Annotated in this window: 24 protein-coding genes; 13 read left to right on the top strand and 11 right to left on the bottom strand. The window is 44.3% G+C overall.

Features of this window, described 5'->3' with window-relative positions; all coding sequences use genetic code 11:
* The first annotated feature begins 59 nt into the window (after positions 1-59).
* Positions 60-320 carry a hypothetical protein gene (locus B9N78_RS10685; RefSeq protein ID WP_085102053.1) on the top strand — a complete coding sequence of 87 codons (261 nt, stop codon included), beginning with the start codon at positions 60-62 and terminating at the stop codon, positions 318-320.
* Between the two features lie 66 nt (positions 321-386).
* On the opposite strand, the gene B9N78_RS10690 is transcribed toward B9N78_RS10685, so the two are convergent.
* Positions 387-1,187: a prepilin peptidase gene (locus tag B9N78_RS10690; RefSeq protein WP_245805523.1), complete on the bottom strand. Its 801-nt coding sequence runs from the start codon at positions 1,185-1,187 to the stop codon at positions 387-389.
* A 119-nt stretch (positions 1,188-1,306) separates the two neighbouring features.
* Here B9N78_RS10690 and B9N78_RS10695 point away from each other — a divergent pair, with 119 nt between their 5' ends.
* Together B9N78_RS10695 and B9N78_RS10700 are read left to right on the top strand one after the other, a co-directional pair.
* Positions 1,307-2,596, top strand: coding sequence for a phenylacetate--CoA ligase family protein (locus tag B9N78_RS10695; protein WP_085102055.1), 1,290 nt, complete (start codon positions 1,307-1,309; stop codon positions 2,594-2,596).
* A gap of 290 nt (positions 2,597-2,886) precedes the next feature.
* Entirely contained in the window at positions 2,887-3,714 is an 828-nt protein-coding gene (locus B9N78_RS10700; protein ID WP_085102057.1) for an alpha/beta fold hydrolase, read from the top strand.
* A gap of 154 nt (positions 3,715-3,868) precedes the next feature.
* Here the strand turns inward: B9N78_RS10700 and pnp are convergent, their stop codons facing one another.
* The 10 genes from pnp to B9N78_RS10750 all read right to left on the bottom strand — a co-directional run bounded on the left by pnp (position 3,869) and on the right by B9N78_RS10750 (position 14,473).
* Positions 3,869-6,088: a polyribonucleotide nucleotidyltransferase gene (gene pnp, locus B9N78_RS10705; RefSeq protein ID WP_085102059.1), complete on the bottom strand. Its 2,220-nt coding sequence runs from the start codon at positions 6,086-6,088 to the stop codon at positions 3,869-3,871.
* Between the two features lie 311 nt (positions 6,089-6,399).
* The gene (gene rpsO, locus B9N78_RS10710; protein WP_085102061.1) at positions 6,400-6,669 is read right to left on the bottom strand and encodes a 30S ribosomal protein S15; all 270 of its coding nucleotides are present in this window, start codon (positions 6,667-6,669) and stop codon (positions 6,400-6,402) included.
* 67 nt (positions 6,670-6,736) lie between these two features.
* Positions 6,737-7,675, bottom strand: a complete 939-nt coding sequence (gene truB, locus B9N78_RS10715) for a tRNA pseudouridine(55) synthase TruB (RefSeq protein ID WP_085102063.1) — start codon at positions 7,673-7,675, stop codon at positions 6,737-6,739.
* Positions 7,676-7,685: 10 nt separating this feature from the next.
* Complete coding sequence (locus tag B9N78_RS10720; protein ID WP_085102065.1) at positions 7,686-8,654, bottom strand: DHH family phosphoesterase; 969 nt, start codon at positions 8,652-8,654, stop codon at positions 7,686-7,688.
* A complete protein-coding gene (rbfA, locus tag B9N78_RS10725) occupies positions 8,617-8,970 on the bottom strand; it encodes a 30S ribosome-binding factor RbfA (protein WP_085102067.1) in 354 nt (117 codons plus the stop codon). The genes B9N78_RS10720 and rbfA overlap by 38 nt, the downstream gene beginning before the upstream one ends.
* 37 nt (positions 8,971-9,007) lie before the next feature.
* Positions 9,008-9,295 (bottom strand): DUF503 domain-containing protein, encoded by a 288-nt coding sequence (locus B9N78_RS10730; protein ID WP_085102069.1) that lies wholly within the window; start codon positions 9,293-9,295, stop codon positions 9,008-9,010.
* A gap of 55 nt (positions 9,296-9,350) precedes the next feature.
* Positions 9,351-12,296, bottom strand: coding sequence for a translation initiation factor IF-2 (gene infB / locus B9N78_RS10735; protein WP_085102071.1), 2,946 nt, complete (start codon positions 12,294-12,296; stop codon positions 9,351-9,353).
* A 6-nt stretch (positions 12,297-12,302) separates the two neighbouring features.
* Positions 12,303-12,533, bottom strand: a complete 231-nt coding sequence (locus B9N78_RS10740) for a YlxR family protein (RefSeq protein WP_137982528.1) — start codon at positions 12,531-12,533, stop codon at positions 12,303-12,305.
* A gap of 26 nt (positions 12,534-12,559) precedes the next feature.
* Complete coding sequence (gene nusA / locus B9N78_RS10745; protein ID WP_085102075.1) at positions 12,560-13,930, bottom strand: transcription termination factor NusA; 1,371 nt, start codon at positions 13,928-13,930, stop codon at positions 12,560-12,562.
* Positions 13,931-14,005: 75 nt separating this feature from the next.
* The gene (locus B9N78_RS10750) at positions 14,006-14,473 is read right to left on the bottom strand and encodes a ribosome maturation factor RimP (RefSeq protein WP_085102077.1); all 468 of its coding nucleotides are present in this window, start codon (positions 14,471-14,473) and stop codon (positions 14,006-14,008) included.
* Positions 14,474-14,930: 457 nt separating this feature from the next.
* Between B9N78_RS10750 and B9N78_RS10755 the strand changes: the two genes are divergently transcribed.
* The 10 genes from B9N78_RS10755 to flgL all read left to right on the top strand — a co-directional run bounded on the left by B9N78_RS10755 (position 14,931) and on the right by flgL (position 24,989).
* Positions 14,931-15,176 carry a hypothetical protein gene (locus B9N78_RS10755; RefSeq protein WP_085102079.1) on the top strand — a complete coding sequence of 82 codons (246 nt, stop codon included), beginning with the start codon at positions 14,931-14,933 and terminating at the stop codon, positions 15,174-15,176.
* A 197-nt stretch (positions 15,177-15,373) separates the two neighbouring features.
* Positions 15,374-16,138 carry a flagellar basal-body rod protein FlgF gene (gene flgF, locus B9N78_RS10760; protein WP_085102081.1) on the top strand — a complete coding sequence of 255 codons (765 nt, stop codon included), beginning with the start codon at positions 15,374-15,376 and terminating at the stop codon, positions 16,136-16,138.
* A 17-nt stretch (positions 16,139-16,155) separates the two neighbouring features.
* Positions 16,156-16,938, top strand: a complete 783-nt coding sequence (gene flgG, locus B9N78_RS10765; RefSeq protein ID WP_085102083.1) for a flagellar basal-body rod protein FlgG — start codon at positions 16,156-16,158, stop codon at positions 16,936-16,938.
* A gap of 70 nt (positions 16,939-17,008) precedes the next feature.
* The gene (gene flgA / locus B9N78_RS10770) at positions 17,009-18,016 is read left to right on the top strand and encodes a flagellar basal body P-ring formation chaperone FlgA (protein WP_085102085.1); all 1,008 of its coding nucleotides are present in this window, start codon (positions 17,009-17,011) and stop codon (positions 18,014-18,016) included.
* 22 nt (positions 18,017-18,038) lie between these two features.
* Positions 18,039-18,737, top strand: coding sequence for a flagellar basal body L-ring protein FlgH (locus B9N78_RS10775; protein ID WP_085102087.1), 699 nt, complete (start codon positions 18,039-18,041; stop codon positions 18,735-18,737).
* A gap of 59 nt (positions 18,738-18,796) precedes the next feature.
* On the top strand, positions 18,797-19,930 hold the full coding sequence (locus B9N78_RS10780) for a flagellar basal body P-ring protein FlgI (protein ID WP_085102089.1): 1,134 nt from the start codon (positions 18,797-18,799) through the stop codon (positions 19,928-19,930).
* A 1-nt stretch (position 19,931) separates the two neighbouring features.
* Positions 19,932-20,690: a rod-binding protein gene (locus tag B9N78_RS10785; RefSeq protein ID WP_085102091.1), complete on the top strand. Its 759-nt coding sequence runs from the start codon at positions 19,932-19,934 to the stop codon at positions 20,688-20,690.
* Between the two features lie 76 nt (positions 20,691-20,766).
* On the top strand, positions 20,767-21,246 hold the full coding sequence (flgN, locus tag B9N78_RS10790) for a flagellar export chaperone FlgN (protein WP_085102093.1): 480 nt from the start codon (positions 20,767-20,769) through the stop codon (positions 21,244-21,246).
* On the top strand, positions 21,246-23,384 hold the full coding sequence (gene flgK, locus B9N78_RS10795; RefSeq protein ID WP_085102095.1) for a flagellar hook-associated protein FlgK: 2,139 nt from the start codon (positions 21,246-21,248) through the stop codon (positions 23,382-23,384). The genes flgN and flgK overlap by 1 nt, the downstream gene beginning before the upstream one ends.
* Before the next feature lie 39 nt (positions 23,385-23,423).
* Positions 23,424-24,989 (top strand): flagellar hook-associated protein FlgL, encoded by a 1,566-nt coding sequence (flgL, locus tag B9N78_RS10800; RefSeq protein ID WP_085102097.1) that lies wholly within the window; start codon positions 23,424-23,426, stop codon positions 24,987-24,989.
* The last annotated feature ends 31 nt before the right edge of the window (positions 24,990-25,020 follow it).

Genomic DNA, 25,020 nt, shown 5'->3' on the forward strand with positions numbered 1-25,020 from the left:
AATAGTGTTAATGCATTACAGCTAACAAGGGGTTTATTAACTTTTTTAAGGAGTGAGAAATGGCTCAGAAGAATGTAAAAATGATGATGGGCGTATTGTCCGGAGTCTTTGTCCATACTGGCAATCTTACCAAAGAAGAAGCCATGAAAATGGCAGACATGAATGAAGATGAATTTAAAACTGTTTATGAAAAAGCAGCACATGTTGTTAAAAAGCTCGAAAGCTATGATACAGCTGCTGAGAAATATGACAAATTTTCTGAACACCTTTGGGAAGAACTTCAGGAATATGTTAGAAAGTTCGGTCCCTTCGGAGTTTAATATCTTTCTCAGATTTGAAAAGAGGAAGTCTGTGAAGGCTTCCCCTTTCATAAATTTTTGCTGCATTTACCCCTGCAAATACCATATCCAGAAAGTATCTGAGTAAAGGATGCTGAGCATCGCCCCCAGAGCGAGAAAAGGTCCGAAAGGAATCATACTCCCGTATTCTCTTTTTTTATCCACCATCATCATGATCGCACTTGCGAGCAGTCCTGAAAAAGCTGCGACAGTAATAACAAGCGGAATATTTTGCGGTCCGGCCAATGCTCCGATCATGAACATAATTTTCACGTCACCAAGCCCTAGTCCTTCGATTCCCCTGAGTCCGCGATAAAGAAGCCGCAGCGACCAGAACAGTCCTCCGCCAAGCCCCGCGCCGATTAATGCGCCTTCCCAACCGATATTGGTAAGCATAGCCGCGCATGGAATAGCTGCGATTGAACCGGGAATTGTTATGATGTCAGGTAAAATAAATGTTTTAAGGTCAATAAAAGACGCTACAATCAAAAGTCCGCCGAAAAACATATACATAAGCCATAACGGCGATGGTCCATACATAATCATAAGCAGCACTGCCCACAGTACGGAAACGGATTCTATCAGCGGGTACATAAGGCTGATCGGTTTATGGCAGGATGCGCATTTCCCTTTCAGAAAAAAATAACTCAGCAGCGGAATATTCTCATACCACGCGATCATATGTCCGCATTCAGGGCACATGGAACGCGGCGGATTTGTTAGTGTCTGTCCTGCTATGTAGCGATATACTGCGCAGGCATAAAAACTGCCGAGAACTGCTCCGATGAGAGCTGCGGAAGCAATGGCTGCCGGGGATATATTTATAAAATTTATTGTGGCTGATGTCATATTGATTTGGTTTTACACATAGATTTATAGTTTTCCTGCAAAAAAAATTAGTTTAACAAAGTCATGCAAATGTGATTACGACAGTTATCAGGATAGAACAAGTTTTCAAGGAGACTCCAATGAGCGGCAAATATAGATTTATTCCAGATCTTGAACCTGAAGAAATAGCACAGAAACAACTTGATGGTCTTAAGTGGACGGTTTCTCATACCGCGGAAAATAGTCCTTTCTATGCTCTCAGGTACAAAGAAAAATCTATTGAACCCGGAGATATCAGATCGTTGGATGATATCAGAAAACTTCCTTTTACCACTGCAGATGATTTGAAAGACGGTTATCCGTTACCTCTTTTATCTGTTCCTGAAGAACAGGTTGTCAGAATTCATGGCTCAAGCGGAACAACCGGTAAACGTAAAATCTTATCATATACCAAAAAAGATCTTGAAACTTGGAAAAATATGTTTGCCCGCTGTTATGAATTAACCGGCATGACAACGCTTGACCGGGTGCAGGTCTGTGTCGGTTACGGCCTTTGGACTGCGGGGGCAGGGTTCCAGCTAGGTTCGGAGCATTTCGGCGCAATGACTTTGCCTGTAGGGCCGGGGATGCTGGAGATTCAACTTCAAATTCTGGTTGATCTTGAGGCTACCTGCCTTTGCTCGACCGCCTCCATGGCTCTGCTGCTCGGTGAAGAAGCTCATAAAGCAGGTCTGACAGATAAGCTTAAACTCAAACGGTGTATTTTCGGAGGAGAGGCTCACTCTCCTAAAATGCGTAAACAGTTTGAAGAGGCTCTCGGACTTGAATCAAGTCATGACATTTCCGGTATGACTGAATTGTACGGCCCCGGGGCCGGTATTGAATGTAAAGCCAGAGACGGCATTCATTACTGGGGCGATGAATATATTGCTGAAATTATCGATCCCGTCACTCTTGAACCTGTTGCGGACGGGGAGATCGGGGAACTGGTTGTTACTACCCTCAATAAAGAGGCTTCACCGCTCGTTCGTTACCGTACACGTGATTTGACACGGATTATTCCCGGAAAATGCTCATGCGGATGTTCTATGCCGCGTCATGATCATATCCTAGGTCGAAGCGATGATATGTTTATCTTCCGCGGAGTGAATGTTTATCCGGGCCAGATTGGGTCTGTACTGGAATTTTTCCCGGAAGCCAGCTCAGAGTATCAGATTTTTCTTGAAAGGCGTGAGGGGCTCGATCACATGGTGGTCAAGGTGGAGCGTAAACTCGGTGTCAGTGCTGATAATGATACAAATCTTGCTGAGGCCATTGCCGACAGAATTCGTAAATTTATTTTAGTCAGAGTAAAAGTTGAAATTTTGAAACCTGGTTACCTGCCTAGAAGCTTCGCAAAAACAAAACGTGTTTTTGATGAAAGGTCGTAGTTAGTATAACGTATTTATATAATTAAAGTTGCTTACTAAAGCCGCTCTCGTTGCACTGTTAATACGGTCTAACGAGAGCGGCTTTTCTTATAGCAAAAAAAGTGGTGAATTTTCAGAGGTAAAAATTGTGAAATGGATAAGAGAGGGCGTGTGCAAGCTTATAAATTTGCCTTTAGCTGAAAATGTGGTAAGTTTGCATATACAGATCGTGCACAATTTAGTCGCACAAGATTAATAACTGATGGCGAGCAGGAAAATGTTAATTAGTCCTGAGCCAAAGGAAAAATAATATGAGCAAAGTAACAACTCCCGATGGCACAAATGTTTTTTATAAAGATTGGGGACCGCGTAACGGGCAGACAATTTTGTTTGCACATGGCTGGCCGCTATCGGCCGATGCATGGGATGCACAGATGATCTTTTTCGGCCACAAGGGCTACCGCGTGATAGCACATGACCGCCGTGGCCACGGTCGTTCTGACCAACCTTGGGACGGCAATAACATAGACCAGTATGCCGACGATCTCGCATTTCTCATCGACTCACTGGATCTTAACAATTTGGTGCTGGTCGGTCACTCCGCAGGTGGTGGCGAAGTTGTTCACTATATCGGTCGGCATGGGAATGCTCGCGTCGCCAAGATTGTTCTGGTCGGTGCCGTTCCTCCGCTTATGCTGAAGACGGCTGCCAATCCGGAAGGTGTACCGATGGAGGTGTTTGATGATATCCGCGCCGGTACAGCCTCGAACCGTTCGCAATTTTACTATGACCTTACAGCTTCCTTTTACGGTTTTAACAGGGATGGCGTAACCGAAAACGCCGGTTTCCGCGAAAGCTTCCGTCTTCAGGGGCTCGCTGGTAGCGTTAAGGGACAGTATGACTGCATCCATGAGTTCTCCGAGGTTGATTATACTGATGACCTGAAGAAAATTGACCGCCCGACACTCATCATTCATGGCGATGATGACCAGATTGTACCGTTGGCAGCCACGGGTGAGAAGACGGCAAAGCTCGTGAAAGATTCAGTCCTGAAAGTTTATAAGGGCGGTTCTCACGGTCTTGCCCAGACGGAATCCGCGAAGTTTAATGCCGATCTACTGACATTTATTCAGAGCTGACTTTCCTCATGAAATATTCGCATACAGCTCTATAACTCTTTCGCATTAGTTCGTGGCGGAATTATTTAGCTTTCGAATTCAAAAAGTTAAAGCCTCTCTTAGAAGATGATTCTAAGAGAGGCTTTTATATTTTAGTTTTTTGTAAGTCTAAGACTTATCTGCGTGGACGACTGTCACGGCTGTCGCGACGGCCACCGTCACGGCTTCCTTCTCTGCGAGGTCCACCGCTAGGCATTTTGAATCTGTCAAGATCAACATCCTGTCCAGCCTGCTCCATGAGCCATGCTTTACGGGAAAGTCTGATGCGGCCGTTAGGCTGTACTTCAACTACCTTAACTGTGATCTCCTGACCGAGTTGAACAACGTCAGTTACATTTTCGATGCGTTCAACATCAATCTGTGAAACATGCAGAAGTCCTTCGAGTCCGGGCAGAATTTCAACAATTGCGCCGATTTCGAGGATCTTTTTAACAGTACCGACGTAGTTTTTACCGAGTTCAGCAGTCTGGTCGTAGTATTGAACCATTTCCACAGTTTTCTTGAGTGATTCAAGAGTAGGTGCGAAGATGGAAACTTTACCTGAATCTTCAATATCGATATCAGCTGAAGTTTCAGCAGTGATAGCTTTGATATTTTTACCGCCGGGTCCGATAAGATCTCTGATTTTTTCAGGGTTGATGTGCAGAACTTCCATCTGAGGAGCACGGTTTGAAAGCTGAGCTCTTGGAGCAGCAATGACCTTTGTCATGTCTTCAAGAATAAGCAGTCTTGCGTCTTTAGCCTGAGAAAGAGCTTTGCGAAGAACATCAGCAGGAATACCGCTGATTTTGATATCCATCTGGATAGCGGTGATGCCTTCAGCTGTTCCGGCAACTTTAAAGTCCATATCGCCGAGAGCATCTTCATCGCCGAGAATATCGGTCAGAACGAAGTATTCGTCGCCTTCTTTACAAAGACCCATTGCAATACCTGCAACAGGAGCTGAGATCGGAACACCTGCATCCATGAGAGAAAGTGTTGTTCCGCAAACAGTAGCCATTGAAGATGAACCGTTTGAGTCCATAACTTCAGAAACAACACGCATGGTGAACGGAAATGCATCAGGAGAAGGCAGAACAGGAGTAAGAGCGCGTTCTGCGAGGGTTCCATGTCCGATTTCACGACGTGAAGGAGCACGAAGGAATTTAGCTTCACCGACACAATATGGAGGGAAGTTGTAGTGGAGCATGAAACGTTTGGAATCTTCACCGGTAAGGGTTTCGAACCTCTGTTCGTCGCGTGAACTACCTAGAGTACAAACTGCCAACGCTGCTGTTTCACCTCTGCGGAACAGGGCTGAACCGTGAGTCATAGGCAATGTGCCGACTTCCATAGAAAGATTACGGACTGTAGTAAGGTCACGTCCGTCAATACGGAGACCTTTTTCGACAATGCGTTTACGAACTATTTTCTTTTCAAGAGCAGACATGGCATCGCCGACAGCTTTTGCTCTTTTAGGATCTTCAGGGAATGTTTCATCAATGAATTTAACAGCCTGTCCTTTAATGTCTGACTTTGCAGCTCTGCGGATCAGTTTTTCAGGAATAGTAAGAGCTGCATCAAGATCAGCAGTGAATTTTTCAGTGACTAAAGTGATGACTTCTTCGTCTTTAACAGCTTCAGCTACTTCAATTTTAGGTTTGCCTACTTTTTCTCTGAGTGCGTCCTGAATATCGAACATCGGAGCAAGCTGCTCATGTCCCCATTCAAGGGCTTCAGCGATTGTGTTTTCAGCAAGGAACTGTGAACTTCCTTCAACCATGATAACTGCGTCGCGGGTAGCGGCAAAAACAAGGTTGAGGGTGCTGTCTTCTTCTGCACCTTTATAAGTAGGGTAAAGAACAAACTGATTGTTGACCATGCCGATTCTGGCCGCTGCAACAGGTCCGTTAAAAGGTAAGTCAGAAATGTGAAGTGCTGCGGAAGCTCCGGTCATTGCCAGAACATCAGGATTGGTGTGTTCATCAGCGGAAAGTACAGTTGCGATAATCTGAACTTCGTCGCAGAAAGATTTAGGGAACATAGGACGGATAGGGCGGTCCATAAGACGGGAAACAAGGGTTTCACGGTCTGAAGGGCGACCTACTTCACGGCGGAAATAGCCACCGGGAATGCGGCCTGCTGCATATGTTTTTTCAAGGTAGTTGCAGGTAAGAGGAAAAAAGTCTCTAGGTTCGCTAGAAGCCATGCTTACGACTGTTACAAGGACGACAGTTCCGCCGGACTGAATCCATACGGTACCGTTTGTCTGATTAGCCATGCGGCCTGTTTCTAATTTGATATCAAGTGCGCCGACTTGACCTTTTACTTCGATTTTATCGAGTGGTACTAACATTTAAACTCCTTATGAGTTTGGTTTAAAAACCATTTTGTACTTGCGGAGTTCGAAGCATTCCGAATTTTCTAGCCGGCTGAGGGAAGATTTCAGCGTCAAAGTCTGAACGCCTTCCTTAGCCAACTAAAAATCCATAGTGGTATGCTTTAAGTCCGCCAACCTCCGTCACGAATCAGGAGGATGTTTGCTAATTGTGCCTTGTCTTATGAATGACCAGATTGAACATTATAAAATGTATCAAGGTATGGAAATAAAAAAATGTAAAGCTTTGGATATAAGAAGGGGGAGGTAATACCTCCCCCAAAAACTGCCTATTTGCGAAGACCAAGCTTAGCAATAAGATCACGATAACGCTGAACGTCTTTAGCTTTCAGGTATTTAAGGATGTTTCTGCGCTGTCCTACCATTTTCAGTAGGCCTGTGCGGGAATGAAAGTCCTTTTTGTGAGTCTTGAAGTGGTCAGTAAGATACAGAATCCTTGCAGTAAGAAGAGCTACCTGTACTTCTGGGGAACCGGTGTCACCAGGTGTTGTCTGATATTCCTCAATTACTTTTGCCTTATCTTGTGCGTCCATTACCACAGCGATACCCTCCTACGCGCCCGTGCGCGTGTTCTGTTTGTGCCGGAAGTAAAATTCCCACAGGGAATCAACCCCACAAGCCGCGAAGAACAGTCCAGTGCATACGATTATCAATAATCTGGGTTTCCGCTAAAGATAGCGGAGTTCCGTCAGGAGCAAGAAACATAGCCTTGTCTCCTTCGATTAAAGCAATTCCAGCAGAACCGGGCACATTTTCGACCGGGATTCGTGTTCCGTTCATGATATCGGCCGCCATCTGTTCACCCACAGTGAACTTTGGCCAGTGAGGCAGTGCTTTCGCAATCGGAATAACACGTTCCTCAAAACCGTCAGGATCGTTAAGAACCTCGTCTAAATCATGTGCATCAGCCAACCTGAAAGGTCGACTTTCTTCACGCTTAAGTGATTCCATTACTGCGCCGCATTCGAGCCGCATCCCCAAGCTGTGGACGAGGGAGCGAATATAGGTGCCGGCAGAGCACCCAACTCGAAAACAGGCCGTTGGCAGACTCACTTCCAGCGGTTTAGCTTCAAAAATATTTATACTCTTTATTTTGACGGGGATTTCCTCGCCATTTCGAGCAAGCTCATAGAGCGGTCTGCCCTTGTGCTTAGCAGCCGAATATGCGGGAACCTCCTGACTAGTCAAGTCATTCCACGCTAAAATTTCACTTTCGACCATTTTTTCTGTAATACCGGAAATATCATGGCTCGAAGTTTCCTGCCCCTGAATATCGTAAGTGTCTGTAGTCTTTCCGATAATCAGACTGCCTGAGTAAACTTTCTCATTTTCAGTTAAATACGGTCCAAGCTTGGTGGCTTGTCCCAGCATTACCAGCAGAACGCCCTCTGCAAGTGGGTCCAATGTTCCGGCGTGGCCTATCTTAGGTTGCTGTAATTCACGTTTGATTGAATTGAGGCAATCTGCTGAAGTCGGTCCTGAAGGTTTGTTCAGAACAAGTACTCCATGTTTTTGATGAGGGCTTGTACGAGGTTTTCTTCCCACCGGAATATCCTTATAAATTATATAGCTTTTCAGCGAGAGCTGTAGTGAGTCTTGTGCGAACATTTTCAGCAGAGCTTTCAATCATGCCGCCGCTGGCGTTTTTGTGCCCGCCGCCGCCGAACATAGAAGCTATTATCTGAACATTATCAGAACCGGATGAACGTAAGCTGAACTTAAATCTGTGCTGTGAATCTTCGCGGACAACAATTGCAACCCGTACTTTGCGGATTCTGCGGATGAAATTGACTAATCCCTCACAATCGGGGCCACCTGTATCGGTTTCAGTCAGCATTTCCTGAGTCACAAAAATCATAGCTGTCTGTTCATTATGAAACAGCTGGATTTTGTCTAAAGCAAGAGTCCACAATTTAATTCGTTTCATGGTCCACTGATTGCGGATTTTTGGAACAAATTGGTCAAGCTGCAACCCGTGTCTTAAGATCTCTGCGATTATTTCAAGTGTTTCAGGTTTAGTGTTTCCGTAGGTGAAGAATCCTGTGTCAGTGGCGATTGATAAATAAAGTGCTTCGCCGAGAGGTCCTGAAAGAGAAATTTTAAGTTCATGCGCAATAAGGGTAATCATTTCGCCGACAGCAGGGCGATTGGTATCTACCCAGTTTATGGTGGCAAAATCAGTATTACCCATGTGGTGATCAATATTAATTGATTTTTCAGGGTCCATAGCATTCATGAGAGTTTCGCCCATGCGCGCGGCATCACCGCAGTCAAGAATTATGAACCAGCCGTCGAAATTTTTAGGAACTTCGGTCAGCATAGGAGCAGGAAATTCAAGCCATTGCATAGCCTCAGGAATTCCGCTCTGATTATAGATGCGAAACCTTTTACCTAAAGCTTTTAAAATGAAACCCAGCGCGGCAGTAGAGCCCAGCGCGTCACCATCGGGATGGTAATGCGATGCAATCAGGAAATCGTCTTCTCCCTTAAGAATCTGGCAGATCTCTTTCAAGTGGTTTTCCATATACCATCTCCTCAAGGAAATTATCGTGAACGAATGTGAGCTGCGGAACCTGTCTGACTTTCATACGTTTGCTGAGCGTACTGCGCATATATCCTGCAGCTCTCTCAAGAGCTTTCTGCGCAGCAGCTATCCGTTCTTTGTCTCCTGAAAGAGTAAAAAGAACTTCGGCGAATTTAAGGTCTTTATTTAGTCTGACTCCGCTGATTGAAACAAGTTCAAGACGTGGATCAGCTACATCTTCAATAAGCATTGTGGCGATTTCTCGCATGATCATGTCGCCCATTTTAATTGAGCGGCGTGATGTGGACGTTTTCATATCTATCTACCTTTAAAAACTATCCTGACCTTAGTGATCAGGAACTAAAAATTTCGGTTTTACAGTTAACCAGCTCTGCCGGGGAAATTGCTTCGATCATGGAGAGGGCTTTTGATAACCTGCTTTCTACTTTACGTGTTTCGCCGGAAACTGTCACTACTGCCAGAACCAGCTTTTCATGGGAGTCTTGCGCATCTGTTTCAGATACCGATACATTAAATTTATTGCGCAGCTTTTGCTTCAGGCTGAGTGCTATTTTCCGTTTGCCTTTTAGAGACCTGTTTCCATGAAGTCTGAATTCCAGAGAGAGTACGCCGATTATCATTGGTGTGCCGGAAATTTTAAAATAGGGGGTGACAAGTGTCACCCCCTATACTTTTTTATGCGAGGGTTCTTGCTACTTCGATTTCTTCAAAGGCTTCAATTGCGTCGCCTTCTTTAATGTCGTTGTATTTTTCAAGTCCGACACCGCATTCGTAGCCCTTAGCTACTTCTTTAGCATCGTCTTTGAAACGTTTAAGCGAGGTCAGTGTTCCGGTATAGATTACAACTCCGTCACGCAGAAGTCTGACTTTTGCATTTCTTGTGAGTTTTCCGTCTATAACCTTACAACCTGCAACTGTTCCGACTTTCGGTACAGTAAAGACCTGCTGAACATCAGCCTGACCTAAGTAGTTCTCCTTAATATCAGGGGAGAGCATACCGGCCATAGCATCTTTAATTTCGCTGACCAGCTTATAGATGATGTCGTAGAAACGGATTTCCACTTCTTCACGTTCGGCCACTTCTTTAATTTTAACAGTAGGTCTTACGTTAAAACCGATGATGATGGCCTGACTTGCTGATGCAAGCAGAATATCTGATTCTGTGATTGCACCGGCTCCGCCGTGAATAACTTCAACTCTAATTTCTTCAGTGGCCAGTTTTGCGAGAGCTTCGCCAATTGCTTCAAGTGATCCCTGTACGTCGGCTTTAAGAACAACGTTGAGGGTCTGTATTTCCTGATCAGGTTTTGAAGCAAGGAATGATTCAAGAGTAACCTTGGATTTTCCTGCAAGTTCACGTTCGCGATGTTTCAGCTTACGTTCCTGAGCAATTTTACGAGCAATCTTATCGTCAGCTACACAGATGAATTCATCACCTGCTTGAGGAATCCCGTCAAATCCCTGAATTTCTACAGGGAAAGCCGGACCAGCTGTTTTTATATTTTGTCCACGGTCATTGAACATAGCTCTTACACGTCCGTGGTAAAGTCCGCAGACGAAAGGATCACCCTGATTGATGGTTCCTTCCTGAATCAGGACTGTTCCAAGCGGGCCGCGACCCTTGTCGAGTTTTGCTTCAACAATGTTACCGCGAGCAGCTTTGTTCGGGTTGGCTCTGAGTTCCAGAACTTCGGCCTGAAGCTGTACAATTTCAAGTAATTGATCAAGACCTGTACGCTGTTTAGCTGAAACTTCAACAAACATTGTATCTCCGCCCCATGCCTCTGGTACGAGGTCGAAATCAGACAGTTCGCGCTGAACTCTTTCGGGGTTGGCACCTTCTTTATCCATTTTGTTGACTGCAACAACAATGGGAACTCCGGCTGCCTTGGAATGGCTTATAGCTTCACGGGTCTGATCCATAACTCCGTCATCTGCTGCGACAACAAGAATTACTATGTCAGTTACTTGTGCTCCGCGTGCTCTCATGGTTGTGAAAGCTTCATGACCGGGAGTATCAAGGAAAACAATATCACCGCGAGGGGTGCTTACATGGTATGCACCGATATGCTGAGTGATACCGCCTGCTTCTCCGTCGGTAACAGCACTGTGACGGATTGCGTCAAGAAGTGATGTTTTACCGTGGTCGACATGTCCCATGATAGTTACAATCGGAGGACGCGGCAGCAGTTGACTTTCAGTGTCAGCTACGTGTTCAGGGACTAACAATTCTGCTTCTGAGAAGGAAACGTTTTCAATTCCGTATTCAAATTCAGCTGCAAGCAGAGTTGCTGTATCAATGTCAAGAGACTGGTTTATGGTCGCCATGACACCCATTGCGAAAAGAGTCTTAATAAGCTCTTGCGCTTTAAGTCCCATCTGATGAGCCATATCTGAAAGTCTGATGGCTTCATTGAATTTGACTTTACGTTTTGCTGCTTTCAAAGGCTTCTGTTGAACTGTTTCCAGCTCTTTTTGCTTGCCTCTTTTGCCTTTTTTCTTGTGACGAAACTTACTGTCCATATCACGTTCTTGATCGGTCTTCTTACTATCTTTACCGAATTCAACAACGCGTTTATCTTTCTTAAATTTCTTCTTTTTGCTCTGACCTTCTTCTGCACCCGGCTGAGGCTCTCCAGGAACAGGTCTTCCTGTGGATGCCGGTCTGCTGTCTCCGAAAGGAGGTCTTGGTCCGCCTGGTCTAGCTCCGGGAGCCGGTCTGCCGCCTGGTGCAGGTCTTCCGCCTGGAGCTGGTCTAGCTCCGGCAGGTCTTGCACCCGCTGGTCTAGCTGCAGGTCTGCGTTCAGGAAGTCCTCTGTCTTCGGCGGTTCTTGCGCCGGAAGGACCTTCTGCCGCACGCTGTGCTGCCTGCAGATTCGGATCAGGTCTTGAAATAATTTTTACCTTAGGAGGTTCTATTTCTTTCTTTTTCTTGCGTTTTTTCTTTTTAGGCTCAGAATCTTTAGCCTTAACGTCATTCTTGTCAGAGGCAGGGTGCTCTTTCTTTTCTTCGCCAGACCCTTTTTCTACACGTGGAGCCGACGCAGCAACTTTTTCTGGAGCTTTTTCTACGGCTGAATCTGCAGATGGGGGTGTTTCCGCTTTTTCAACCGGCGCGGTTTCTACCTTAACAGGAGCTGCTTCTTGCTTCTTCTGCTCAAGATCTTCAGGTTTGATAATCTTGACAACAGGAGTTGCGTTTTTAAAAGGCTCTTTCTTTTTAGCTTTTTTCTTTTTAGCAGGGGCAGCTTCGCCGGATGCGTCTTTAGTTTCAGCTGTAGGAGTTTTAATGTCCTTTTTAGCAGGCTTTTCAGCAGAATCATTTGCAGATTTAGCTGTTTTTGCTTCAACTTCAGGCTTAGCAGCTTCTTTGCTGTCAGCGTCATCCTTTGTTGCTCCGGTTTTACGACGGCGCACAATAACACCAGGCTGAACTTCTCTTTGAACAACTTTTGTGGTTGCTCCGGCAAGTTCTTTACGGACAGTCTGAGCAGAATCCTCATCAATGTCAGCAACAGTGCTTTTAGCCTGCACACCCAAATCTCGCAGCTTTTGAAGAATATCCTTGGGATTGACGCCTAACTCAGCGGCCAATTCCTTAACTTTTATCTTTGCAGCCATATAATACTACCCCCTGAATTTCTTCTTGCGCGGCTTAAAAAATTTAATTTTTTCCAGACAGCGTTCATTGTTGCAGACGTAATAACCACGTCCATGCATTATTTTCTTGTTGTCCGGAATAAGCTCGTTGTCGGAAGCTTCCTTGCCGATAACAAACCTGAATAGGTTTTTTTTGGCAAATCGCTGCCTGCAAATCACGCACGATCTGACTGGATCATTTCCGTCAGTGCTATCCATTCCGGTCAAAAAATATTACCTACTTATTATTTGTCAGTGTCCGAAATTTGGTCTTCTTCGGATTTATTTTCTTCTTCTGTTTGAGCTTCTTCAACTGCAGCTTCAGCTTTTTCCAGAGATTCTATTTTGAGTCTCAGAGATTCATCTACGTAATCAGATTCAACATCGCCCATACCAAGCAGCTTGATAGCTGATTTGATGTCGGCAACTTTTGAAGGAGTCATATTCTCAATCGTCATGAGAATTTCTTCGGAAGCACTTGCAATCTGATTTACAGTTTCAAATCCTGCAGAGAAGAAATTTTCAAGGCTTATTTCAGCAACGCTTGCAAGCTGGTCCATTCCTTTGCTTGATGCGTTCATCTCTCCGTAGCGGCTTTCGGTGAAGATATCAATTTTCCAACCGAGAAGTCTTGATGCCAGTTTAACATTCTGTCCTTTGCGTCCGATTGCAACGGTAAGCTGATCGTCCGGAACAACAACTTCAAGAACTTTTTCTTCATCATCTACGGTAATTCTGGCTATAACAGCAGGCGAAAGCGCGTTCTGGGCATAAACAGCAATGTCCTGGCTCCATACTACGATATCAATTCTTTCACCGCGGAGTTCCTGAACGATGTTCTGGATGCGGGAACCGCGAATACCTACGCAAGCTCCTACCGGATCAACATCTCTGTCGAGTGAATTTACAGCAACTTTGGCGCGCAGACCCGGATCACGGGCTACTCCCATAATTTTTACTGTATCGTCATCAACTTCAGGGACTTCTCTTTTGAAAAGTGCAGTCATATAATCAGGGTGAGAGCGGGACACAGTAATCTGCGGTCCACGAGCTTCTTTCTGAACATCTATGAGGAAAGCCTGAACTCTATCTCCGCGTTTATATCTTTCACGGGGGATCTGTTCGTTTTTAGGCAGAACAGCTTCAGTACGTCCCAGGTTGATAATCCAGCCGGAACGGTCTCTGCGCTGAATAATCCCGCTGACGATTTCGTTCTTGCGGCTTTTATATTCATCATAGATAATTTCCTGCTCAGCATCGCGCATGCGCTGAATAATTACCTGCTTTGCGGATTGGGCTGCGATTCGTCCGAGGTCTTCAATTTTGAGCTTAAAGCCCATTTCGTCATCGACTTGAACATTAGGATCATGCTCTTTCGCTTCTGAAAGGACGATTTCGCTTATCTCGTCAGTTACTTCTTCAGCAACTACTTTAAACTGGTAAACTTCGATTTCACCGATTTCTTCGTTGTAGTTGACCTCGATATCCATGGCATCGCCATATTTGCGCGCCACAGAAGAACGAACAGCTTCTTCAAGTGTGTCTATCAGAAGATCTTTATCGATCCCACGGTCTTTGCTGATCTGGTCGATCGCTTTTTTGAGTTCAGAACCCATGTCGCTCCTCCGCTTCGGTACATTGTTCAAGGCATATAACGCGTACCGGCAAGCCAAATAATTGCCTGATTTGTATTATTTAAACTCGTGAATGAGTTTTGCTTTTCTAATTCTGTCCCAATCCAGCTTGACCGGTTCTTCTTGATCTTCAAGCTGGAGTACAAGGCCTTCATCGTCGGTTCCGGTTAAGACACCGCGAAAGTTTTTGCGCCCTTCAATCGAAATGATGAGTGCAACTTCCAGTTTTTTGCCGATGTTGGCTGTAACCTGTTCAGGTTTGAAAAATTTACGTTCTAAGCCCGGGGAAGAAACCTCTAAAACATATGCACTGTTTATAATTTCTTCAACTTCAAGCATAAGTCCTATTTCTCTGCTGACCTTTGCGCATTGGTCAATGCTGACCCCCGATTCGCTATCAATATAAATGATCACGGTCGGACGGTTTGCGGAGGTCACTTCAACACCCCAAAGTGAAAGGCCCATGGTACCGATTGCCGGCTCCACGAAGTCACTTATTTTTTTGGCTAATGAGCCTTGCTCCACGATAATCCCCGTTTTTATTGTCGCTTTGCGACCCAAATAAAAAAAGTGGACCCGAAAAAGGCCCACCTCAGCATCTTAAACCCAACAAAAAGGTTACAGTATGAGGCCTGATGCGGAGTAAAGAGGTGAGTTAAGCTTCTTATATGAATACAATTGTTCACCCAAAATAAGCACTGAGATATACCCGCACCGAGGACAGCAACTTATGCGTATAGGTTTGCAATGTCAAGTCTTGTGATTTTTTAAGCAGAGACCATCGGGACAGCAGGAAAATTTTCTTACTCAGTTTTATTATTTAAAAACTATTAACATATAAGATAGGATAACAGCAAATTTTATTAGTGAGTTAAAATTATGCGGAATTAATACAGATTTTGCGATTTGTTTGAATATTTGACTTGTTCTAATGATGTGTTATTTTATTAGCAGAGATTCATAAACAATAAGCGGGTGGAATATGCCGATACTAACAGATAATATAATTGCAGGTCCGGCAGGTCATACTACCGCAGGTCCGGCTGGATGTTTTACAGCAGGTGGCCCCGGAGAGACTGTAGCCGGTCCGGCAGGGCATGTTGAAATTTATCCGGCGACTCAAGGGGTGAGGTCTGTTGAAGCTACAATGGCATTTGAAGTTTCAGATGCAACCCAGCCTTTTTTCCCTGAATTATCTGTCGGGGCTGTTATAAATTATACGGCCTGATCCTGTCTTCATTAAATTTGTTTTAAACTGTCCCGATTGAGATAACTCTCAATCGGGATTTTTTTGTCGTAATCCTCATTTCTTTCCTTTTCTGCTTATTTTGCCCGCTCCCGCACTCTTGCTTTTATCCACCGTGTGTATTGGCCTGCTGTTTGCAAGTACCGTTGCAAGCAATCCCCTTTTTTAGGAGAAAAGATATGCAAACCAGTACATTTAGTGCCCTTTTTGGGGCCATGTCCAACGAACACAGGGTTAATATCAGTGCCAATAATTTGGCTAACGTAAATACAACAGGGTTTAAGCGTGACACCTGCGCGTTTGAAGATACCTTTGTTAAATTTGCACACGACTATGTAGTGGATGCCAAACCGTTCATACGTGATAAAAACATGTTTCCAGAGCCTAAAATCATGGCTCGCCCGAGGTTGTCTGAAGAAGTCATAGATATGTCTCAAGGCTCTTTTCAGAAAACCGGCAACTCCCTTGATTTAGCTATCAGAGGTGATGGTTTTTTTACGGTCCAGAAAGACGGAGGACAGTTCTACACTCGTAACGGAGTTTTCACTCTTTCACCTGAAGGAAATCTCATTACTGAGCAGGGCTATCCTGTAGTGGCCAGCGGAGGTGTAGTTTCGATTCCTCCAAGAGCGGAAGTAACCATTGATGAAACCGGAGTCATCCGCGCTGACGGGCAGGAGCTTGCTCAGCTCGACTTTGTTCAGGCAACTGATCCGCGGACAGTTAAGAAAGAAGGTGAAAATCTATATACAGTCGGAGGAGATGTTGCTCCCGCAACAGGGGATATTCTCCAAGGATATATAGAAAAATCAAACGTTGAAGTCGTTAGCGAAATGGTCTCAATGATTGAATGCCAGCGTAGTTTTGAAATGTACCAGAAAATGATTACCGGCACTGATGAGCTTGATAAAAAGGTTATTCAGCAAGTCGGTCAGGCAACATAACATAGGAGGATAGGATTATGATGCGTTCCCTTTGGACTGCCGCGACAGGAATGATCGCACAGCAGACACACATAGACGTTCTTTCGAACAACCTTGCCAACGTAAATACACAGGGTTTTAAAAAGAGCAGGGTAGAATTTGAAGATCTAATGTACCAGACAATGCAAATTGCCGGAACTCAGGTTCAGGGCGGCAACAGACTGCCTACAGGTATGCAGATCGGTATGGGTGTTAAGGAAGTCAGTATCCACAAATTCTTTAGCGAAGGGTCGCTGGAACCAACTGGGAACCCCTTGGATCTGGCTATTGAAGGACGTGGATTTTTCCGCATAGATCGTAACGGCGAAGACGGCTACACCCGTTCCGGAGCTTTCAAACTTGATAACGAAGGGCGTGTTGTTACCTCCAATGGTTATGCTCTTCAGCCTGAGTTTGTTGTTCCGCCGGAAGCTGTAAATATTGTTGTCTCGGAAAAAGGGCATATGGCTGCTCTTGATAAAAACGGTATCGAACTGGCTGCGGCCGATATCCCCGTTTATGACTTCATTAACCCTGCCGGACTTAATGCAATCGGTAAAAACCTTTATGTTGAAACTGAAGGTTCCGGAGCACCTGTTGAAGGTATCCCGGGAGATGACCGTTTCGGAACTATATCTCAGGGGTATCTTGAAGGTTCAAACGTAGAACTGGTTGATGAAATGGTTGGACTTATTGTCGGACAGAGAGCTTATGAAACTAACTCCAAAGCTTTGACAACCTCAGATTCCATGCTTCAGACCGCAATTAATGTAAAACGATAAAATTGATATTGAGTAATGCCGTTTTGCGCATTGTCACTCAATTTAACAGGTTTAGAACAGGGTGGTGCTTATGACTTTTGCAGAAAAATATATAAACCTTAGCAGGGCGTCTGTTGCGTTTCTGGTGATAGCAGCCATGGTTCTTATGGTTGTAACCTCTGTGGATGCGGCAACGAAGGAAAATAAGAATTGGCGTATAGTCGTTAAGTCTGCTGCAACTGTTAACGGTCCTAGAGTCTTACTGGGAGATATTGCTGAATTTTATGGCAAACTTCCAGATGAAACTAAGAGAGATTTAGCTAAAGTTGAATTGTGGAATGCCCCGAATCAAGGACGCAAGCCAATAAACGTTAACCGTGTTGAACTTAGAGCTATCTTAGAGCATTACCTCGGTGACATGGTTTCAAATTGTGTTCTTCCTGCTACGCTTGCTATTCAGGCCGGCGGTAAAGTTATGAGCGAGGAAGAGCTTCAGCAGGCCGTTGTCAAAGTCTTGACTCCACATGCCAGAGTTTTTGAAGGTTCCTACAAATTCAGAGATTTCAAGTTGCCTGATTATCTTTTTTTTGCAGATAAAATGGATAGCTTGAAGATTAATCTGCCTCAGACTTTGAAGCCCGGAAATAATGTTTTCAGGGTGGAGATAGTAAGCATTGACGGACAGGTTTTAAGAAATTTATCCAGCAGTGTTTTTATGGATTTGTGGCAGCCTGTTCCATGTCCTGTACGTCCTTTGAATCGTAGAGAAGTTATCACACCGGACATGATTACTTGGAAAAATCAGAATATGGCCCATATGGGCGACAGAGCCTGGGATGGTAAAGGCGGGCCCTGGATTATCAAGGTTCCGGTCGGAACAGGGCAGCCTATCATGAAGTCTTCTATCGAGCCTGCTCCTGTCATTGCACGTGGAGATACGGTTGACCTTATTTTTGAAAGTCCTCACATGCGTTTAAGTGTTTCAGCCGAGTCTTTAGAGGATGGCGGAGTTGGAGAGAGTATAACGGTACGTAATTTGCAAAGTAAAAGAAAAATCGTTGCTAAAGTTCTCGATGCTCAGACTGTTTCAGTCAGGTAAGACACCGGGGAGGAAGGAAAAAATGAAAAAATCAATACTGGCAGTTTCACTACTAATCATTCTTAGTGCCGGATGCACTCCTGCCAAGCAGACTCCAACACCTATGCCCGTTATGACACCGCCCGTGTCCTATGAACCGGAGACTTTGAGTAATCCCGGCTCTCTTTTTATGCCTTCAGATTCAGATTATCTTTTTGACGATAACAGAGCTCGCCGGATCGGTGACATTGTTGTTGTCACTGTTACTGAAACAAGCAAGGGCAAGCATACTTCAAATTCAAAAGCTGAACGCGAAAATAAAACCGGGATGAGTGTAACAAATTTTTACGGTGGACCATTATCAGCAATTGATGCTTTTGATCTGAAAAAAAATGCAGGGGATACTCCGCTTATAGGTTCTGATACTTCCAATAAATTTAAAAGTACCGGTGAAACAAAAAATGAATCGACCCTGACAGCCTCTGTCGCTTGCCGAATTGTCAGAATTCTTCCTGGAAACGTTATGCAGGTTGAAGGAGCACGGCAGGTCAGAATTAATGAAGAAACTCAGATTCTGGTTGTTCGCGGGCTGCTCAGACAGCGTGATATCGGTCCAGGTAATACTGTGCAGTCCAGTTATCTTGCTGATGCCCAGATTGAAGTCTACGGGCGCGGTATTCTTGCAGATAAGCAGAGACCCGGATGGCTTTCAAGAATTCTTGATAACGTATGGCCTTTCTAATCAATACAAAATTTTAAGAAGTTTAATTCGAGTCAAAGTTGATCAAACCGGAGGATAAGATGAAACGCGGCAATAGGACGAACAATATTTCAGCAGGAATTACGGCAACCATACTGCTTTTGTTCGTCATATTTATGAACGTACAGCCAGCGGAAGCTGTCCGGCTGAAGGATATTTCTTCTTTCAGCGGAGTGCGTGACAATGCTCTCGTCGGGTACGGACTTGTAGTCGGTCTTTCGGGAACCGGTGACGGAACAAACTCGGCATTCACAATTACCTCCATGGTTAACATGCTCGAAAAGATGGGTGTGCAGGTTGATCGCGATTCTATAAAGCCGAAAAACGTTGCTGCGGTAATGGTAACGGCTAAAATGCCTGTTTCTGCAAAGCCGGGATCTCCTCTTGATGTAACTCTTTCCTCTATAGGTGACTCTAAAAGTCTGTTCGGCGGCGTACTTTTGCTGACTCCTCTTAAAGGTATAGATGGAAATGTTTATGCCCTGGCACAAGGCGCGCTTACTGTCGGTGGTTTTTCTACGACAGGTGCTGCCGCAAGTGTTTCCCAAAATGTTGTTACTGTTGCACGTATTCCTAACGGAGCAACAATTGAACGATCTGTCCCATTTGCTTTTAACAATCAACGGAAAATTACTATCAACCTCGATATGTCAGACTTCGGTACCATCATGCAGGTAGTAAAAAGAATTAATAATGCTATCGGTGGTAATTATGCATCCGCAATTGACGCATCAACTGTTGATCTTGCCATTCCTGATGATTTCAGAGGCAATATGGTTCCACTTATGGCTTCACTTGAAAACCTTGAAATCAGCCCTGATGGAAAAGCTAAGGTCGTGGTTGATGAAAAGACCGGAACAATTGTGCTTGGACGAAATGTACGTTTGACAAAGGTCGCAATCGCGCACGGAAACTTACAGGTTGTTGTTACGGAAGGAGCCGATGTCAGCCAACCGGGGCCGTTTGCTCCTGCTGGTGCCGAAACAGTCACTACTCCGACAACCGGTATACAGGTTAAGGCGGACAACAACAGATTGATGCTTGTTGAAGGTGCCACGTTGCAAGAACTTGTTGATGGTTTGAATGCTATCGGAGCAACCCCGCGTGACCTGATTTCTATCCTCAGGACGATGAAGGTTGCAGGTGCATTGCACGCAGAACTGGAGGTTATATAACATGATCGTCACCGCACAAGATGCTGCTACAGCACAGGCAAGTGTTGAAGGGCAGGAGCTGATCGGTTTTAAAAATAAACTGACATCACTAAATGATAAGATTTCAGGCGGAAAAGATGTCGACAAGGGACTACGCTCCGCATGCAAGAAATTTGAAGCCGTTTTTATGGGTAAAATCTGGAAACAGATGCGTAAAGGCGTTCAAAAGTCTGAATATCTTAGTAATCGTTACGAAGACCAGTATACGTCAATGTTTGATAAGGATTTTTCAGAAAAGCTGGCTGACGGCGGAGGGATCGGACTTGCAGATATGTTGTATCAGCAGCTTAGAGCAAAGCTTGATGACGCCAGCAAAGAAACTCTGCCAGGAACTGGTAATTCTACAGGCCTTAAGACACTGGATGAAGTTGGACGCAGAGGAACAAGAGAAGGTGTCCATGTTAAAAAACATGAAAATGTTGTGACTAACGGCATCCCCGGAATTCCCGTTCCTAAGCCTGGTATTGCGCTCAGAGATTCCGATTTTACGTATGCTAATCAAATTGAAAGAAAATTGGATCACAGTATAGAAAATACGGGCGTAAAATCCCAGTCAGAAACTGAAAAGGGTGCAGTGAAGGAAGTTTCCTATATTAGTAGGCCCGAAGCGATGGCAAGAATTGAAAATTTAGCCCGTCAAATTGAAATGGCACATGACAAGAAAGTTTATGGTAACGGCGTGACTGCTGAAGAAATTGGCAAGAAACTTGCTGGTATATAAACATAAGATTTATAAATATTAAGTAAAATGAATTAATATTAATTAAAATGTACTGTTAGCGTATTAGGGGGCACAAATGATTAGACTTATAAAGGAAAATATAGACAGGCAGTCAAAGGCTGTATTGTTACTTTTCATGCTCCTTAAGGAAGAATTTTCCTTACTTATGAACAAAGATCCTCAGGGTGTGACCGGAGTTGAGATGGTAATTCAGGAGCTTATGCGACAGATTGCCTCTGAACGGATGTCTCTTAGAGGTTTAGTTCAGAAAATTGACCCTGCGGCTAAGAGAATAAAAGATATTTTGCCGGCTCTTGCTGATGAACATAAAGAGAAGGTTGAAGATCTTCTTGCCATAATGGATACCCGTGAGCAGGAATGCGCTGTTCAGGCAACTAAGAATCAGCAACTTGCTCAGGCATTACTGGATCAGTCTTCATCTATGCTGGATTTCCTGCATCGTGAAATAACTCCTAAAACTAATAATGTATATTCTGCCCGCGGAAGATTTCAGAACGTGGCACCTCCAGCAACGCTGATTAACGGGAGAATGTAATGCCCGGCATCAATTCTCTTTTCAATTTAGGTAACGGGGCTTTATTCGCCTCGCAGTCCGCCATTCAAGTTACCGGTGATAACCTCGCAAATGTTAACACTAAGGGTTATTCACGTCGCAATGTCCGTCTTGAAGAAAATATCAGTATTAACTGGAAACCGGGACAGATCGGGACAGGCGTAAGAGCTGCTGAAGTTTACCGTAATTTTGATCAGTTTATTGAGAACAGCTACAATGATAAGGCTTCCCAACGTGAACGCTGGGATACCCTGTATCAATCTTTGGGCAGTGTAGAGAGTCTTTTCAATGAGTCGCGCGGTTATGGTATCAACTCAAGCCTGACAACTTTTTTCAATAACTGGCAGGATTTAAGTCAGCGCGCAGATAATCCTGATTCCAGACAGCAGTTGCTTAAAAATTCAAAAAATCTGGTCAGCAGTATAAACAATCTGCAAACTGATCTTAATCGCTATCAGGAGCAGGTTGAAGATTATATCAAGCAGGACGTAGATACCGCTAATGATCTTATGACTCGCATTGCGGATATCAATAATCAGATCAACGTAGAGCAGGTTGACGGTCAGAACAACCCGAATGCACTGTATGATGAAAGGGCCCGTTTAGTTCGCGATTTATCCGCAATCATGGATACGCAGACGATTGATAACGGTAAAGGGAATATGACCATTATTACCAAGTCCGGTCAGACTTTGGTAGAAGGTGGCAAGCATTACAGCCTTTCATACGACGGCCCTCGTAGTCAGAATAATCTGACGCCTAATTCTGATTTTGACGGAAAAGCTTACTTCGACGGTTCAAGCGACTTCGAATATACGCTTGAGGTAGTTGATTCAGGTAAAGCCGTAGGTTCAGGCGCCGGAGCAGCTCAGTTTAGAGTATCGCTTGACGGTGGTAACACTTGGCTCAAGGATACCGACGGCAATACAAGAACTTTTTATGCCAGAGGTTCAGATAAAGCCATACAGGTTGATGATCTGAAGATATGGTTTGGAACTAATGACGATTCTGGTGCGACCCCTGTGAATGATTTCAGCAAGGGGGATAAGTTCACAATTGTTCCAAAGAGTGCCCTTTACTGGGTGCAAAATACTTCCACCAGAGAAAACATTACTCCAGAGGCTTCTTTTACCGGGCAGGATAACAATAGAAGACTTACCGGCGGTACTTTGGCAGGCAATTTCTCTTTTAGAGATCAGCATGTGGGCAAATACAAGGCCCGTATGGATGCTTTGGCCAATGAACTTATCTGGCAGACTAATAGAATCCATTCACAGGGATCAGGACTTCAGGCCCACAAGTCAATGGCAGGAACTTATTCAGTAACATCTGATGATACCGCTCTCGGAAGCGGGTCTTCCGGTCTTGCTTTTGCTGATAAGTTGGAATCAGGAAGTGCAATGATGTATTTCTATAATTCAACGACTGGAGAACTTGCTTCTTCAGCATCTTTCGGTCCTCTTGATTTTAGCGGGATTGTTCCTCCGGGACTTACAAATTTTGATCCTAATCAGCATTCAATGAATGATGTTGCGTCAGCCATAAACAACACTTTCGGAACTTATGTGAATGCTACTGTTCTTAATCACAAGCTGCAGCTTAATGCAAAGGACGGCTATGAGTTTCAGATGGGAACCGATACCGCCGGGCTTTATGCAGGTCTTGGACTCAATACATATTTCGCTGGTTCCAGTGCAAGTGATATGGCCCTTAATCCTAAGATCGGTGAAGACGTTGGGTATATAAATGCCGGTCATGTAAACGGAGCTGGAGAAGCGAACGCCGGAGACAACGTAAGTGCCTTGAAAATTAAAGAAATGTCTCAGGCTAAGGTTCGGATTGGGACTTCTTTTGACGGGGCTACTAATCAGACTATTATTGAATATTACGACTCCACAGTCAGTACCGTGGGTGCTGATACCGCAACTGCTAAATTCAATTTTAATTTCCAGAACACGTTGGCTTCCGACCTTAATCAGAAACAGCAGGAAATTTCAGGCGTGAATATGGATGAAGAAATGAGTAATCTAATTAAGTTTCAGCACTCATACACCGCAGCGGCAAAGCTAATTACAACTGCTGATCAGATGCTTCAGACCATACTCGGTCTGAAAAATTAGAACTGCCGGAATAATGAAAAAGGTTAACGGAGAAAGGTTATGAGAGTTTCGCAGCAAATGCTTTTCGGCACTTATGTGTCTAATATGAACAGATCTCTTACGGATCTGGTAGAAAGCAATATTCAGGCGCAGACTCAGAAGAAAGTGAATAAACCTTCTGATAATCCTGTGGGCATGGCGCGTATTCTTGACCACCGCGAAACCCTTGCAACTGTAAAACAATATCGGAATAATATTGATACCGCCAAAGGGTGGCTTGCGCTTTCAGATACAACTTTGAATCAGGCTTCAACAATTATTACCAGAGCCAAAGGGATTGCGCAGCAGGCTGCAACCGGTACTATTACCGCAGATAACAGAGAACAGATCAGTTATGAAGCTCGTCAGCTTTTTCAGCAGTTAATCTCTCTTGCCAATACTGAGTACGAGGGAAAGAGTATTTATGCAGGGCATAAGGTTGACCAAAATGCATTCAAGGAAACTTTATGGATGACTACAAATGATTCCAACGTTTCCTCACAAAAGTTCAGTATTAATGGAAGTACTGATAAATCTATTGTTGTTCAGTTCCTTGATTCTGGAGATATCGGAGCTACAAACCTTGATTACCGTTTTTCAAAAGACGGAGGCAAAACCTTTACTACAAAGACGTTAGCAGCCGGCGACAATACTCTGGATTTTGACGGCGTGACTATGTCTCTTGAATCGGGAACAACCGTTAAGGCTAACTCCGCTACAGATACTAATGATTCAACCGGAACATGGATGTGGGTCAGACCTACAGCCCAGTATCTGGGTGATGATCAAGATGCTGTAAACGTTATGGGGATGAACACAGCTCTCGCCGGCGGAAGAACGAATGCAAAGGGTGTTTTTACCGGGGATGTTGTTGTCAGAATTGATTCTGCGACTACTCTTCAGTCTAATATCAGTTATTCATATAGCCTCGACGGCGGTATTAACTGGGTTGAAGGTAATGTCAAAGAGGCTGACGGTGTTTCTTCAAATGCTGTTTTAAGTATTCCCGGCGGAATGTTGACAATTTATTCAAATGCCGGAGCGGGTGGAACAAGCAACCTTTTATCTAATTCTCAGTTTATTGTCAGGCCGGATATCGCCGCCATTAATTTTCAGATTCAGGAAAATGAATATGTAAGAGTTAATGATGTAGGTAAAGATATTTTCGGCGGAATATATAAAGCTCCGGGACAGTCAGAGGCAAGTGCTGTTTTTAACAACAACAGTACGCTTACTGGAAGTAATGCCGGCACTACCCAGAACTTGCTTGAAACAATGGGTAATCTTGTTGCATTTCTTGAAACCAACAATCAGTCAGGTGTTCAGCAATGCCTGGAAAGTCTGAACACGTCTCAGCAGCATCTTCTTACTCGGCTGGCGGATGTCGGTGGTAGAGAAAATAGACTTTCAGTGGCAGACAATGTACTTTCAAGCCTTGAGCTTAACGAAAAAGACAGGATATCACATATCGAAGATGTTGATGTCGGAGAACTGATGACTCAGCTTTCGCAGCAGCAAATTGTTTACGAAGCAGTACTGAAAAGTTCTTCAATGATCATGAAAATGAATCTTTTAAATTATCTATAGTTATTTTTTTTCATATGAGGACCGTATTATG

This window comes from Desulfovibrio gilichinskyi (assembly GCF_900177375.1).
Classification (GTDB): domain Bacteria; phylum Desulfobacterota; class Desulfovibrionia; order Desulfovibrionales; family Desulfovibrionaceae; genus Maridesulfovibrio; species Maridesulfovibrio gilichinskyi.